This window comes from Rhodococcus sp. NFXS4 (assembly GCF_058139645.1).
The window spans coordinates 3,427,845-3,443,054 of the sequence record NZ_CP192221.1; the positions used below are offsets into that span (position 1 = coordinate 3,427,845).

At 70.1% G+C, this 15,210-nt stretch carries 13 protein-coding genes; 3 read left to right on the forward strand and 10 right to left on the reverse strand.

All coding sequences use genetic code 11. The annotated features are described in order from the left end of the window. Window positions 1-48: 48 nt before the first annotated feature. Window positions 49-1,386, forward strand: a complete 1,338-nt coding sequence (locus J4E04_RS16085) for a DEAD/DEAH box helicase (protein WP_222627727.1) — start codon at window positions 49-51, stop codon at window positions 1,384-1,386. Here the strand turns inward: J4E04_RS16085 and J4E04_RS16090 are convergent. Continuing rightward, window positions 1,366-2,649, reverse strand: a complete 1,284-nt coding sequence (locus J4E04_RS16090; RefSeq protein ID WP_490149011.1) for an MFS transporter — start codon at window positions 2,647-2,649, stop codon at window positions 1,366-1,368. The genes J4E04_RS16085 and J4E04_RS16090 overlap by 21 nt on opposite strands. A 141-nt stretch (window positions 2,650-2,790) precedes the next feature. Between J4E04_RS16090 and J4E04_RS16095 the strand changes: the two genes are divergently transcribed. After that, window positions 2,791-4,779 (forward strand): ATP-binding cassette domain-containing protein, encoded by a 1,989-nt coding sequence (locus tag J4E04_RS16095; RefSeq protein WP_490149012.1) that lies wholly within the window; start codon window positions 2,791-2,793, stop codon window positions 4,777-4,779. Beyond that, window positions 4,776-5,507 (forward strand): energy-coupling factor transporter transmembrane component T family protein, encoded by a 732-nt coding sequence (locus J4E04_RS16100; protein WP_490149013.1) that lies wholly within the window; start codon window positions 4,776-4,778, stop codon window positions 5,505-5,507. Before J4E04_RS16095 ends, J4E04_RS16100 begins: the two co-directional genes overlap by 4 nt. Before the next feature lie 3 nt (window positions 5,508-5,510). On the opposite strand, the gene J4E04_RS16105 is transcribed toward J4E04_RS16100, so the two are convergent. From J4E04_RS16105 to J4E04_RS16145, 9 genes are all read right to left on the reverse strand, one after another. Continuing rightward, on the reverse strand, window positions 5,511-5,942 hold the full coding sequence (locus J4E04_RS16105) for a type II toxin-antitoxin system Rv0910 family toxin (RefSeq protein WP_027504180.1): 432 nt from the start codon (window positions 5,940-5,942) through the stop codon (window positions 5,511-5,513). Window positions 5,943-6,010: 68 nt separating this feature from the next. Then, entirely contained in the window at window positions 6,011-7,672 is a 1,662-nt protein-coding gene (locus J4E04_RS16110; RefSeq protein ID WP_231476145.1) for a solute symporter family protein, read from the reverse strand. Continuing rightward, window positions 7,669-8,031 carry a DUF485 domain-containing protein gene (locus tag J4E04_RS16115; protein ID WP_027504182.1) on the reverse strand — a complete coding sequence of 121 codons (363 nt, stop codon included), beginning with the start codon at window positions 8,029-8,031 and terminating at the stop codon, window positions 7,669-7,671. The genes J4E04_RS16110 and J4E04_RS16115 overlap by 4 nt, the downstream gene beginning before the upstream one ends. 141 nt (window positions 8,032-8,172) lie before the next feature. Further along, complete coding sequence (locus J4E04_RS16120) at window positions 8,173-9,906, reverse strand: sodium/solute symporter (RefSeq protein WP_056446914.1); 1,734 nt, start codon at window positions 9,904-9,906, stop codon at window positions 8,173-8,175. Between the two features lie 31 nt (window positions 9,907-9,937). Beyond that, window positions 9,938-10,294 (reverse strand): hypothetical protein, encoded by a 357-nt coding sequence (locus J4E04_RS16125; protein ID WP_222627731.1) that lies wholly within the window; start codon window positions 10,292-10,294, stop codon window positions 9,938-9,940. A 1-nt stretch (window position 10,295) separates the two neighbouring features. Beyond that, the gene (locus tag J4E04_RS16130) at window positions 10,296-11,120 is read right to left on the reverse strand and encodes a LytR/AlgR family response regulator transcription factor (protein WP_222627733.1); all 825 of its coding nucleotides are present in this window, start codon (window positions 11,118-11,120) and stop codon (window positions 10,296-10,298) included. 33 nt (window positions 11,121-11,153) lie between these two features. Then, complete coding sequence (locus J4E04_RS16135; protein WP_037184426.1) at window positions 11,154-12,293, reverse strand: sensor histidine kinase; 1,140 nt, start codon at window positions 12,291-12,293, stop codon at window positions 11,154-11,156. A gap of 29 nt (window positions 12,294-12,322) precedes the next feature. Further along, window positions 12,323-13,501: a lipase family protein gene (locus tag J4E04_RS16140; protein WP_490150561.1), complete on the reverse strand. Its 1,179-nt coding sequence runs from the start codon at window positions 13,499-13,501 to the stop codon at window positions 12,323-12,325. A 77-nt stretch (window positions 13,502-13,578) separates the two neighbouring features. Then, on the reverse strand, window positions 13,579-15,210 hold the full coding sequence (locus J4E04_RS16145) for a Na+/H+ antiporter (RefSeq protein WP_490149014.1): 1,632 nt from the start codon (window positions 15,208-15,210) through the stop codon (window positions 13,579-13,581).

Sequence of the window (15,210 nt, forward strand, 5' to 3'; positions counted from 1 at the left end):
GCTCCGCCACAGGAGTGCTCAGATGCCCGAAAGGCACTCGAACTCTTCATGACTTCTCCCTCCTTCGCCGACCTCGGCGTCAGTGACCGTCTCGTCCGCGCTCTCACAGCTGCCGGCATCGCGTCACCGTTCCCCATCCAGGCGGACACCCTGCCCGACACGCTGAAGGGTCGCGACGTCCTCGGACGCGGAAAGACCGGCAGCGGAAAGACTCTCGCGTTCTCCATCCCCATGGTGTCCCGCCTCGGCGAGACGTTCTCGGGCGTCCGCAAGCCCAACCGCCCGCGTGGTCTGATCCTCGCCCCCACCCGTGAGCTGGCCACCCAGATCGCTGCCGCCCTCGAGCCGCTCACCATGGCGTCGAACCTGCGCGTCACCACGATCTTCGGTGGCGTCTCGCAGGCACGCCAGGTCACCGCGCTCAGCCGCGGCGTCGACATCGTCGTCGCCTGCCCCGGTCGCCTCGAGGATCTGATGAAGCAGCGTCTGGTGACGCTGGACGACATCGAGATCACCGTGCTCGACGAGGCCGACCACATGGCGGACCTGGGCTTCCTGCCCGGCGTCACGCGCATCATGAAGGCCACACCCTCGCACGGACAGCGCATGCTGTTCTCGGCGACGCTGGACAACGGCGTCGACAAGCTGGTCAAGCAGTTCCTCACCGACCCGGTGCAGCACTCGGTCGACGAGGAGAACTCCCCCGTCGCCGCGATGACCCACCACATCTTCGAGGTGGGCGGTGTCGACGGCAAGAAGGCGCTGGTCCAGCGTCTCGCCTCCGGTGAGGGTCGCCGCATCCTCTTCATGCGCACCAAGCACCAGGCTCGCAAGCTGGCGCGTCAACTCACCGAGGCCGGCATCCCGTCCGTCGACCTGCACGGCAACCTGTCGCAGGCTGCGCGTGACCGCAACCTCGCTGCGTTCTCCAACGGCGATGCGCGCGTGCTCGTGGCCACGGACGTCGCGGCGCGCGGTGTGCACGTCGACAACGTCGAGCTGGTCGTCCACGTCGATCCGCCCGCCGAGCACAAGGCCTACCTGCACCGCAGTGGCCGTACGGCCCGTGCGGGCAGCGCCGGCGACGTCGTCACCGTCGTCCTGCCGGAGCAGCGTCGAGACCTGTCGGTCCTGATGCGCAAGGCCAAGATCGACGCGGCGCCGCAGCGCGTGACCGTCGACTCACCGGCCGTCCAGGAGCTGGTCGGCGACGTCGCGGCCTACGTCAAGCCCGCTCCCAAGGAGGCCGCACCGGCTCCGAAGCAGCAGCAGCCCGGACGCGGACGCTCCACCCGCGGCGGTCATGCCGGCAACTCCAACGGGGGTTCGGGTCGACGTCGTCGCCCCACCACCGCGCGCAGCGAATCAGCCGGTTACCGGGGCTGATCGCCGAGCGATCCCGACGCTGAGCACCGCCGCCACGACGCAGAGACCAGCTGCGCCGAACCAGGCGGCGGTGTACTCACCGGTGGCATCGCGCACGACCCCCGCCACCACGGACGCGATGCCCGCGCCCACCTGGTGCGAGGCGAACACCCAGCCGAAAACCAGCGGCCCCTGCGTGCCGAACACCTCGCGGCACAGAGCGATGGTGGGCGGCACCGTGGCGACCCAGTCGAGGCCGTACACGACGATGAACACCACGATCGACGGGTGCAGGGCGTCGGACAGCAGCGCCGGCAGGAACAGCAGGGCGACGCCTCGGAAGGCGTAGTACGCGCCCAGCAGCAGTCTCGGATCCACCCGGTCGGTGAGCCAGCCCGACGCGATGGTGCCCACGATGTCGAAGATCCCCACCACGGCCAGTAGTCCCGCGGCCGTGGTCTGCGGCATGCCGTGGTCGTGCGCGGACGGGATGAAGTGCACCCCGACCAGCCCGTTCGTGGTGGCGCCGCAGATCGCGAAGCCCACCATCAACGCCCAGAACGTCCGCACGGACGACGCGTCCCGCAGTGCTCGGATCGCCCGCATCGCGGGATTCCCCGTGACGAGCACCGGGGCGGGCTGCTCGGTCGCCCCGTACGGCAGCTCCCCCACCTCCTCCGGGGAGTTCCGCAGGAACAGCAGGACGAACGGCACCACGGCCAGCGCACCGCCCGCCACGACGAGTGACGCCGTCCGCCATCCCGAGCTGTCGGCGAGCGCGGCGACCACGGGCAGGAAGATGAGCTGACCGGTCGCGGACCCGGCCGTGAGGATGCCGGACACGAGCCCGCGCCGCCGCACGAACCAGCGGTCGGTGACCATGGCGGCGAAGACGAGTGCCATCGATCCGGTACCCAGGCCGATGAGCAGTCCCCACGTCAGCAGGATCTGCCACGGCGCGGTGACGAACACGGTGAGGGCGCTGCCCAGGGCCACGACGGTGAGGGCGACGGACGTCACCGTCCGGATGCCGAAGCGGTCCATCAGTGCCGCCGCAAACGGTGCGGTCAGCCCGAAGAGCAGCAGGTTGACACCCACCGCCGCGGACAGCACGCCGCGCGACCAGCCGAACTCGTCGGTGATCGGCACCATCAGCACCGACGGAGCGGCGCGGAACCCGGCGGCCCCGAGGAGTGCGAGGAACGCCACGGCGGCGACGATCCAGGCCCGGTGCACGCGTCTCGGGCGCGTGATCTGCACGGCGGTGTCGGAGTCGGACGTCATGGCTCACTTTCTCGTTCCGCGGGTCTCCGTCGGAACGGGAACCGGACACGCCGGTGGCACACTCGAGGGGTGAGATCCAGGACGGCCACAGGTCGCGGTACGAAGACGCTACACCCGGACGAACTCGCGACCGGATCGGTGATGACCGCCCTCGCCGTCGCGTTCTCGGTGATCGGCGCCCTCATTCCCGTGGCGGGTGCGCTGCAGATCGTCGCCATCGTCCCGTTGGCCGTCATCGCCCACCGCCACCGCCTGCGGGCACTGGCCGTCGCCGGTACCGCCGGCATGCTCGTGTCGTTCGTCGCGGGCGGGTTCGGCACCGCGCTGACCATGACGATCTCCGGAGTGCTGGCCGGCATCGTGGGAGTGAGCGTCCGACGCGGACGTGGGTTCACGTCGGTGCTCACCCTCTCGCTGCTCACCGGCGCCGTGGTGGGCGCCCTCTCCGTGCTGATGCTGCTGATCCTCAGCGGACTGCGCGAGCTGTTCCTCACCGTCCTCGACAACTCGATCCGCGGCAGCGCGGACATCGTCGGCAGGATCGCACCCGCCGAGGACGTCGCCACCGCCGTGGCCGACTACGCCTCCTTCGCCCTGGGGTACTGGTGGGTGCTCGTCTTCGTCTCGGCGCTGATGTCGACGGCCGTCAGCGGCGTCGTCGCGTGGTGGGTGCTGCGCGCCACCCTGTCCCGCCTCGGCGAGCTGGAGTCGCGGGGCGAGTTGCCCGACGTCGTGATCACCCCCGCCGACGCGGCCACACCGCACCCCGTGCCCGTGCGGTTGACGGGCGTGACCTACCGCTACCGGGGCGGTCACGACGATGCGCTGGGCCCACTCGATCTCGAGATCGTGCCCGGCCGTTTCGTGGCCGTCGTCGGCGCCAACGGATCCGGCAAGTCCACGCTCGCTCGCATCCTGGTGGGCACCGAGCCGACGGGCGGCCGGATCGACCGGACGGGTTCCACCGGGCTCGGCCTGATCGGCGGAACCGCGATGATTCTGCAGCATCCCGAGTCCCAGATCCTCGGTACCCGCGTGGCCGACGACGTCGTGTGGGGCCTGCCGGCGGCGGCGCGGCCGACACCGGACCGTGTCGAGGCCCTGCTCGCCGAAGTGGGCCTGGCCGGGTACGGGCTGCGCGACACCGGCAGCCTGTCCGGTGGCGAACTGCAGCGCCTCGCCGTCGCCGCGGCGCTGGCTCGCGAACCACGGCTGCTGGTCGCCGACGAGGCCACCGCGATGATCGACCCGGAGGGTCAGCGCGATCTCGTCGAACTGCTCGCCCGGCTCCCCCGTCGCCACGGCATGGCCGTCGTCCTCATCACCCATCGCGCGACCGAGGCAGCGCTGGCCGACGACGTCGTACGGCTGCACCGCGGCCGCCGGGTGATGCACGACCCGAACTGGATGTCGTCGACTCCGCTGCGGACGGATCCGCTGCCGCCGCCCGGACCACCGTTACTGGTGCTGCGCGGCGTCGGTCACGTGTACGACCGACGCGGTCCGTGGGCCACCCGCGCGCTCGAGGGAATCGACCTCACGGTGCATCGCGGCGAGGGGTTGCTCGTCATCGGCGGCAACGGCTCCGGCAAATCCACGCTGGCCTGGATCATGGCCGGCCTGACGAAGCCCTCCGAGGGCACGTGCGAGCTCTCGGGCAAGGCCACGTCGTCGTCCGTCGGCACCGTCGCGCTCTCGTTCCAGCACGCTCGATTGCAACTGCAGCGCCGCACCGTGTCCGAGGACATCGAGGCCGCGGGAGGAACCGACGTGGGCACCATCGACGTCAGCCGTGTTCTCGATCAGGTGGGACTCGATCGCCGCATCGCGGGCGCGCGTGTCGACGAACTGAGTGGCGGGCAGATGCGGCGCGTCGCGCTGGCCGGACTTCTGGTGGGCAAGCCGGACGTCCTGGTGCTCGACGAACCGCTCGCCGGACTCGATCCGCCGGGTCGACGGGAGATCACCGCCCTGCTCACCCATCTGCGCCGCACGGGGCTCACCCTCGTCATCATCTCGCACGACGTCGACACCCTGGCGTCCGTCCGCTCGCGCACCGTCGTGCTCGACCACGGCACCGTGGCGCCCGAGTCCACGAACGACACCATCGAACGAGGAGCGACCCGGTGAGAGGCACACTGCTCCGCGAACTTCCGCGGGAGACGTCGGTCCACCGACTCTGGGCGGGAACGAAACTCGTGGCGGTCACGCTGCTGGGCGGGTCGCTGGTGGTCTACCCGACCTGGCCGATGCTCGCCGCGGTGTCCGTCGTCCTGCTGCTCGCGGCGATCGCCGCGCGGGTCCCGGTGTTCGCGATCCCCGTTCCGCCGTGGTGGCTCTGGGGACTGGCCGCGTTCGGTGCCGCGGTGAACGTGGTGGTCGGCGTCGACGCCGTGTGGATCTACTTCCGCGGCATCCTGTTCGGCGTCGTGCTGCTGTGGGCGACGCTCACCGTGGCCTGGACGACGTCGATGGCGGACATCGCACCGGCCATCGCCACTCTGTTGTCGCCCCTGCGCAGAGTCGGTGCGCCCGTGGACGAGTGGGCCGTCTCGATGGCTCTGCTGCTGCGGTCGCTGCCGATGTTGGTCGACGACGTCTACACGCTGGTGGCCGCACGCAAGCTCCGACCCCGCAAGAGCACGCGCAGCGGCAAGACGCAGGACACATTCCTCATCGACATCATGGCCGCCATCATGTCGGTGGCCATCCGGCGGTCGGCCGACATGGGCGAGGCGATCGCGGTGCGCGGCGGCAGCGGCAGCATCACGTCGGGCCGACGTCGCCCGCACGGATCCGACGCGGTCGCCCTGGTGCTGGTGATCGCCGCGTGCGCGACGGGGGTCGTACTGTCCTGACGCTCAGGAGAAGACGGTGACGAACGTGTCGACGGACTTCTCGATGTCGCCCTTGAGCGCCCGCGCCACACCGGATCCCACGGGACCGAACAGGGGCGCGCCGCCGAGATCGATCGTCATCTTCAGCTCGGAGCCGTCCTTCTTCTCCGCGACGGTGAGCTTCAGCGAGACCTTGACCCCGCCCTTGCCCGCGCCCTTCAGTTCGAGCTCGCGCGGCGGGGAGTACTTCTTCACGGTCCACTGCACCCGGTTCCGCATGCCCTTGACCGACACCACGGACGCCATCTGCGTGCCCTCGGACAGTTCGGCGGGCAGGTCGCCGCGCCACCCGTCGTGAATGCTGAGCCATTCCTCGTACCGCGTCAGATCGGATGCGCCGTTCCAGGCATCCTCCGCGGACAGAGGAACGATGCGGACCACCTCGAGTTTCGCCACGCCGTGAACACTAGCGCGTGACGACACCCGCGGTGGCCCGCATCGTGTCCGAACTTCCAGGACGAATTCTAGTGAGCGACCGGCTTCTCGGCGCCGACGCCGGTGAGGGATCGCACCTCCATCTCCGCCGCCTTGTCGGTGCTCTCGTTGTCCTTGCTCGTCAGCGTTCCCACGATGCCGAGGATGAAGGCGAGCGGGATCGAGACGATGCCCGGGTTCGACAGGGGGAACCAGGCGAAGTCCGAGCCCTTGATCATCGCCGTCGCCGAGCCGGACACGGCCGGGGAGAAGATGATGAGCACGATGGTGGAGATCAGACCGCCGTACATGCTCCACAGCGCGCCGCGCGTGGTGAAGCGTCGCCAGAAGAGCGAGTACAGGATGGTCGGCAGGTTGGCCGCCGCGGCGACCGCGAAGGCCAGCGCCACGAGGAAGGCGATGTTCTGTCCGTTGGCCAGGATGCCGCCACCGATGGCGAGGATGCCGATGACGACGGCGGTGATGCGAGAGACCTGGACCTGCTTCTTGTCGTCGACCTTGCCCTTCTTGATGACACCGGCGTAGATGTCGTGAGCGAAGGACGCGGACGCGGTGATGGTGAGGCCGGCGACGACCGCGAGGATCGTCGCGAAGGCGACCGCCGAGATGACGCCCAGCAGGATCACCCCGCCGAGTTCGAACGCGAGAAGCGGTGCGGCAGCGTTCTGTCCGCCGGCCGCGGCGAGGATGCGGTCCGGTCCGACGATGGCGGCGGCGCCGTAGCCGAGCACCAGCGTGAAGAGGTAGAACGCACCGATCAGCGCGATCGCCCAGACGACGCTGCGACGGGCTTCCTTGGCGGTGGGCACCGTGTAGAAGCGCATGAGCACGTGCGGCAGGCCGGCGGTGCCGAGCACCAGGGCGATACCGAGCGAGACGAAGTTCAGCTGCGACGTGGCCGAGCCGCCGTACTGGGCGCCGGGGGCGAGAACGTCACGCGCGGCGACGGTCTCGGAGACCGAGTCGCCGACCATGGTCTGCGCGCTGCCGAGGATCTCGGACAGGTTGAAGCCGAACTTGGCCAGCACCATCACCGTCATGAGACCGGCACCGGCGATGAGCAGCGCGGCCTTGATGATCTGCACCCAGGTGGTGCCCTTCATACCGCCGACGAGGACGTAGACGATCATCAGGACGCCGACGACCGCGATGACGATGGACTGTCCCGTGCGATCCGAGATGTCGAGGAGCAGTGCGACGAGGCCGCCGGCTCCGGCCATCTGCGCGAGCAGGTAGAAGAACGACACCGTGAGTGTCGACAACGCGGCGGCGGTACGCACCGGGCCCTGCTTGAGGCGGAAGCTCAGCACGTCGGCCATCGTGAACTTGCCGGTGTTGCGCAACATCTCGGCGACGAGAAGCAGGGCGACGAGCCACGCGACGAGGAAGCCGATGGAGTACAGGAAGCCGTCGTAACCGTAGACGGCGATGGCGCCCGCGATGCCGAGGAAGCTCGCCGCAGAGAGGTAGTCACCGGCGATGGCGACACCGTTCTGTGGTCCGGAGAAGCCGCCGCCCGCGGTGAAGAACTCCGCGGAGGTGGCGTTCTTCTTGCTGGCCTTGATCACCACGGCCATGGTCACGATGACGAAGACCGCGAAGATCGAGATGTTGACGAGCGGGCTGCCGACGGTCTCGGCCTCGATCGTCTGCTGGGCCAGGAACTGCTGCGCGGCAGAGTAGGTGGTCACTGGAGGGGTCCTTCGAGTTCGTCGCGGATCTTCGCGGCACGGGGGTCGAGCTCACGGTTCGCGAACTTCACGTAGATGCCGGTGATGGCGAACGTCGTCACGAACTGTCCGAGTCCGAGCAGCAGTCCGACGTTGATGTTGCCGAAGACGCGGGTGGCCATGAAGTCGTGTGCGTACGCCCCGAGGAGCACGTACGTCGTGTACCAGATGAGGAAGAAGGCGGCCATCGGGAAGACGAAGCCGCGCAGGCGCTTCTTGAGTTCCTGGAACTCGGGCGTGGCCTGCATGTCGACGAAGTCCTGGGGGGACGGGGTCCGGGGTTCGGGGTGTGCGCCCGAATGGGGTTGTGCGGTGGTCACGGGTGCTCCTACGTGTCGGGAGATACTCGGATGACGGTAGTGAGACCACCATCACACCGATACGGCGTGGCGCCGATCACACGCCGAGCAGCGCGCCGGTGCGCCGAACGGTCTGCCGGGCGGGACGAACGGTCGTGCCGCTCACTGCTTGCGCAGTCGCTCCACGCCCAGACCGAGGCGTTCGGGTGCGTGCATGGCCGACATGATGCGGCCGATGTCCAGCGGTATCGAGGACCGAGTCGCCAGCGACACCGTCACCATGACGGCGAAGGCGAGGGGCACGCTGACCGCCGCCGGGTAGCCGACGATCGCTGCGGCCCACCCACCCAGGAGCTGATCGGACACCCCGCCGAGCACGGCGAGGGATGCGGCGGCCGTGGAGACCCCGCCGCCGACGATCAGCCCCGCGGCGGCCCCGGCGGCGGTGAGACCGCGCCACCAGATGCCGAGCACCAGCAGCGGACACAGCGTCGACGCCGCGACGGCGAACACGAGCCCCACGGTGCGGGAGAGGTCGAGCGTGACCAATCCGACCGACAGCAGCAGCGGACCGGTACCGGCCACGATCGCGGCGATCCGGAAGTCGCGCACCCGTCCGCGCAGGACGTCGGTGCTGAGCACTCCGGCGATGGTCACCAGCAGTCCCGACGACGTAGACAGGAACGCCGCCATCGCGCCCGCGGCGACGAGTGCGGCGAGCAGCAGCCCCGGCACCCCGTCGATGGCCGCCGACGGCAGCAGGAGCACGGCCGCGTCGGATGCTCCGGTGATCAGCAACTGGGGAACGTACAGGCGTGCGAACACACCCAGCACCGTCGGGAACAGGTAGAACACCGACAGCAGACCCACCACGGTCAGCGCCGTCCAGCGAGCCGCCGGCCCGTCCGGGTTGGTGTAGAAGCGCACGAGGACGTGGGGCAACCCCATCGTGCCGAGGAACGTGGCGAGGATCAGCGAGTACACCTGGTACAGCGGGAAGGGACCACCGAAACCGTTGCCGGGCGAGAGCCAGTCGGAGCCCTCGACCGGTGCGCCCGCCACCACGGGGACCGGCGATCCGGCCTCGAGTTCGAGCACCGTGCCCGACTGCAGCGTGTGGTCGCCCGCGTCGAGTGTCGTCGGTCCGTCCACCGCGGCGCCGTCGACGGTGCCGCGGACCACGACGTCGAGGTTCTCCTGCACCTGCACGACGACGTCGGTACTGATGTCGACAGTCGTGGCGGTGTCCACGGACGGCGGTGCGGGGGTGCCCATCTCGCGCGGATCGGCCGCGAAATGCACCGCGAGCACCAGCGCCGGTACCGCGACGGCCGTCAGCTTGAGCCAGTACTGGAACGCCTGGACGAACGTGATGGAGCGCATGCCGCCGCCGACCACGTTGAGGATCACGATCACTCCGATGACAGCCGCGCCGACCCAACTGGGAACGCCGAGAAGGATGTTGAGGGTGAGCCCGGCGCCCTGCAGCTGCGGGACGAGGTACAGCGCGCACACCCCGGCGACCACCAGCATGGCCAACGTGCGGAGCCGCGCCGAACCGAGGCGGAACTCGGCGAAGTCCGGCACCGTGTACGCACCGGACCGTCGCAGCGGCGCCGAGACGAACAGCAACAGCCCGAGATACCCGGCCGTGAAGCCCACCGGGTACCACAGTGCGTCGGCACCGTACTTGGCGATCAGGCCCGCGACCCCGAGAAACGATGCGGCCGAGAGGTACTCACCGGACACGGCCGCGGCGTTCCACCGCGGACCCACGCTACGGGAGGCGACGAGGAAGTCGGAGGTGGTGCGCGCCAACCGGACTCCGTACGCGCCCACCGCGACCGTGGCCACCGCCGAGAAGATGACGGCGAGCACCGTGGGGACGGACACCATCAGCGCGTGCCGGACGTGAGAGCGCCGGCCATCAGTCCTCCACCAGTTCGGTGAACTCCTGCTCGTTGCGCTCGGCCGAACGGACGAAGAGGTACCCGGCGACCAGCAGGACCGGGTACGCGGCGACGGCGAGCGACCACCACGGGACCCCGATGCCGGCGATGCGTGCGGTACCCGCGGCCGGCGCGAACACCCACACCAGCGGGACGATGCCGAGGATCAGGACCACGACGGCCGCGGTGCGCAACGCGAGCGCCAACTGTGCGCGGACCAGGCCGTTGATCATGGCCTCGCCCACCTCGGTCTGCTCCTGGACCTCCACCCGGGTGCGCACGATGCGTGCGCCGCGGCGCTGGGCCAACACCACCTTCTCTCGCTGCGCCGCCATCTCAGGAACGGTGCTGTCCGGCGAGTGCCGCTCGTGGGCCGCGGACGAGCCGATCGCGGAGTTCGCGGGTGTGGCGACGGCTCACCGGGAGCTCGACGGGTGGGCAGGCACCCGTGCCGCGCAGGCAGACCACCAGTCCGGACCCGACGGTGCGGGTCCCCCCGACCTGGCCGACGGACACGAGGTACGACCGATGGACGCGCAGGAATCCGTGGTCGGCCCAGCGGGACTCCAGCGTCGAGAGGGCGATCCGCACCAGGTGGGTGCCGGTCGTCGTGTGCAGCCGGGCGTAGTCGCCCTCGGCCTCCACCCAGACGACAGTGGATCGCGGCACCATCGTCGTCACACCGCCGAGCTCCACCGGGATCACGTCGTCCTGGTCGCTGCGCCCCGCGGGACCCGGTACCGCGCCGGACCTCTTGTCGACGACGCGGCGGACAGCGTCGGACAGGCGCTGGTCACGGATCGGCTTGAGGAGGTAGTCGACGGCCCCGATCTCGAAGGCGGCGACGGCGCGATCGTCGTGGGCCGTCACGAAGACGACCGCCGGCGGTGAGGCGAAGTTGCTCAGCACTCCGGCCAGTTCCATGCCGTCGAGTCCGGGCATGTCGATGTCGAGAAAGACACCGTCGACCGGCGCGTCGCGCAGGATGCGCAGCGCCGTGGTGGCGTCGCTCGCTCCCTCGACCGATCCGACCGCCGGGTGGCGGCGCAGCAGGTAGACGAGTTCGTCCAGGGCCGGCCGCTCGTCGTCCACGGCGAGCAGCCGCAGGGGCCGGTCGGCAGCGGGGGGCGTGGTCGCCTCGGTGGCATGGGTGGGGCTCATGGCGTCTTCATCGTGCCATGTCGCGCGCGCACGTCAGGGCCGGATGCCTGCCCGAAATTTCGGGATCCGCATACTCACCTTGGTGCCGGCGTCCGGCGCGGTCTCCACCACCAGGCCGTAGTCGTTGCCGAAGGCGGCGCGCAACCGGTCGTCGACGTTGGCGAGTCCGACGTGCACCCCCTCTTCCGATCCCAGGTCGCCGGAGCGCAGCAGTTCCGGATCCATGCCGACACCGTCGTCCTCGATGCTGATGGCCGCGTCCGTACCCGCGTCCGCCGCGATCACGGTGATACGGCCGCGGCCCCGGCCTGCGACGCCGTGGCGCACCGCGTTCTCGACGAGGGGCTGCAGCGCCAGGAACGGCAACACCACTCCGAGTACCTCGGGAGCGATCTGCACCGTCACGTCGAGGGAGTCACCGAAACGCGCGCGCTCGAGCGTGAGGTACCGGTCGATGTTGCGGAGCTCGTCGGAGAGCACCGTGAACTCCCCCGCCGTGCGGAACGAGTAGCGCGTGAAGTCGGCGAACTCGAGGACCAACTCGCGCGCACGATCGGGATCGGTCCGCACGAACGACGCGATGGTCGTCAGGGCGTTGTAGATGAAGTGCGGGCTGATCTGGGCGCGCAGCGCCCGGACCTCGGCCCGGTCGAGGCGTGCTCTGCTCGCGTCGAGTTCGGCCAGCTCGACCTGCTCGCCGACGTACCGCGCGACCTCGGTGCAGGCCCCGAGAAGACCGGGACCGGGTTCCTCCAGCGTGACCACGCCCAGCACGCAGACCACGCCGGCGCCCTCGGTGAGGACCGGCTGCACCACCACCGAACGTGCCGGGGCGTCTGCGGTCGCGGCGGTGCGCAGCAGCACCCGACGCTCGGTGTCGACGGCGCGGCGGGCGACCACGGGGAACTCGTCCAGGGTCCCGTCGACGGGACCGTCGTGGCCCAACACCGTCCCGTCCGGTCCCGCCAGGACGACGGCGGCGGCGCCGGTCAGTGTGCGCAGGTGCGGCGCCGCCTCCGACGCGGACGCGGCGTCGAGGCCCCGCCGCAACGGGCGTGCCGCGAGCGATGCGGTGTGCAGCGCGGCGTGCACCGCGCGTTCGGTGGGCGTGGTCAGCGGGCGCGTCCCCCGGCGCGTGATGACGACGACCGCACCGGCGACGACCGCGGCCATCACCAACAGGACGACCGCCGTGGTGGCTGTCACGGCACCTGATCACACGTGTTCGTCGGTTGTCCGGTTCCCGCGAACCGCTGGGTGATCCAGTCGATGCCCTCGATGTTGGCGGCCGAGTCGGCGTGGCCCTGGTCCGCCCGGACCCGGTAGTCGATGACGTCGCCCTGCGCGCACGCTCGGCGGGACGCGTCCTCGGTCCACTGCGGCAGGATGAGATCGTCTCGCGAGCCGACCAGCACCATCATCGGCGCCGCGGCCCGCCCCTGCGGTAGGGCGTTGTCCGACAACCACTCTCGAATGGCGGCGTACGCCTCCGGCGAGCTGGGGCGCACGTCGTCCGGTCCGATGGATCCCGCGGCCGTCAACTTCCCGGCGGCCAGGGGTCCCGTGCAGGCCAAGAGGACGTCCTTGTTCTCCAGCAGTCCGCCGCTGAGGAAGTCCGCGTCGGTGTACTCCGGATGGTCCACCAGGAAGCCCTCGACGACGAACGGCATGATCGCCTTCTGCGGCAACGTGAGCTGCCCCAGTCCGGACTCCGGGGCGATCGGGCTGATGTCCGCGGCCGGGGACAGGTTGGCCGATCCCAGGAACTCGAGCCCGTCGCCGTACTCCGCGGCCATCTCGGCGGCGGCCCAGGTGGCCTGCCCACCCTGCGACACGCCCAGCGCCGCCCAGCGAGTCCCGCTGCCCGGCGCCACGTTCCGCGCTGCGCGGACAGCGTCGATGATGTCGTGGCCGGCCGACGGGGCGTTCAGGTACGGATGCGGATCGTCGGTTCCCAGGCCCTCGTAGTCCGTCACCGCGACGACGGCGCCGCGTTCGAGCATCGGCGTGACCAGGCCGATGGAGCCGAGCAGATTGGGATAGAGGGACGGTGCGCACTCGTCGGTCACACCCGTCGTGCCGTGCCCGACGGACACGACCGGCCATCCCCCCTCGGGCGGTGCGCCGGCCGGGACGAACACCGTGCCCGTGACGTCGACACCGCCGCCGTCCACCCCGGACGTCGAGCGGTACGTGATGCGGTGCGCCGTGGCGCCGAGATTGGTGACCGCCTGGTCGACCTGACCGAGGAGCACGTCGGCGACCAGGGAGCCGCGCTCGCCGCCCGTGGGGGCAGGAGAGCGGGGTGCCGCGTCGGTGGTCGCGTCGTTCCCCGGGCTGGGCGCGGGATCCGACGACGCACATCCCGACAGCATCAGCATCGACGCCGCCAGTGCCGATCCCAGCAGGACCGGGACCCTGCCGCGCAGTCCTGGTCTCGAACCGATCCTGCACACGTTCACTCTCGACCTCTTTCCGCCATGAATCGCTGCAACCGTGTCTCGGTGGCGGCCTGCTCGATGTCGAGCCCGTCCAGAACCGCGGCGAGAACCTCGTCGTCGAGGTCCCCCGCGTCGCGTGCGGCGAGCAACGCCTCGCGCTGTCGCCGCAGTGCGGTGCGCCGCCACCGATCGAACACCGCGCCGGAGGACCGCGCCCGCGCGGCCCTCTCCTGATCGTCCTCGTCCTGCTCCGTGCGGAGTCGGCCCAGCATCACGCGGCGCACCCGATCGACGACCTCGGCGGCCTCGGTTCCCTCGACCTTCGTCATCGCCTCGTCGAGCGACTCCTCGACCGCACGGCGGGCGATCTGCCGAGCGAGTGCGCGCTGCTCGTCGAGATGCCGGGCCTCGTCCGGGTCGGAGATGTCCAGCCGTCGGATCACCAGCGGCAATGTCACCCCCTGGATCAGCAGGGTTCCGACGGCCACGGTGAAGGCGATGGCCTGGATGACTCCACGCCCCGGGAAGTCGTCCCCCACGAGGGTGGTGAAGGGGACACCGGCGGCCGCCGCGAGGGTCACCACTCCGCGCATCCCGGCCCAGGACAGGACGACGTTCTGGCGCCAGGTCAGTTCCGCGTCCTCGGTCGATCGAGCCCGGTGGTAGACGCGTCGCAGCGCCGAGCCGGCGAACAGCATCACCGGACGCACCGCCATGACGAGCGCGAGGACCAGCAGTCCGTACAGGAAGATGTGGTGGACGGGCAGCCCCTCGCGGCTGATGTCGTCGATGACGAACTTGAGCTGCAGGCCCATGTAGGCGAAGACGAAGGTCTCGAGGAGCAGATCGAGCGTCGGCCAGACGTGCCGCTCCTGGATGCGCGTCGGGATCGCGTCGCCGCTGCGCGCCGAACCGAGCACGAATCCGGCGGTGACGACGGCGAGCACACCCGAGGCGTGGATCTGCTCCGCGGCGAGGTAGGCGGTGAAGGGAACGAGGATGCCCAGTACGGTCTCCAGCGCGCTGTCCGCCATGCGGCTGCGGACGAAGCGCACGAGTCGGCTGAGCACGTATCCCACGGCGACGCCGCCCACGACCTCGTAGATGAAGAACAGCAGCGGCGAGTCGATGCCGACCCGGCTTCCCGTCACGGAGGCGACGGTGATGGTGAACAGGGTCAGCGCCGCCGCGTCGTTGACGAGTGATTCGCCGGTGAGGATCGCCATCATGCGCGCGGGCAGACCCAGCTTGCGCCCCACGGCGACCGCCGCGACGGCGTCCGGCGGCGCGACCACGGCGCCGAGGACCAGGGCGGCGCCCAGTGTCAGCTCCGGGACGAGCCAGTACGAGAAGTACCCCACCGAGACGGTCGTGATGACGACGAGACCGACGCCGAGCCGGACGATGGAGCGGAAGTTGTGCGCGAAGGAGCGGAACGAGAAGTTCAACGCTGTCGAGTACAGCAGGGGCGGAAGGATCACGCCCAGAAGGAGTTCGGGTTCGAGAGCGGGACGCGGCAGCCCGGGGACGAACGAGGCGACCGACCCGACGGCGACGAGAACGAGGGGCACCTGCAGATCGAGGCGCTTGGCGAAGCCGGCGATGACGACGGCCCCGACGATCACCAGAAGCAGGAGCCACCCGTCCAT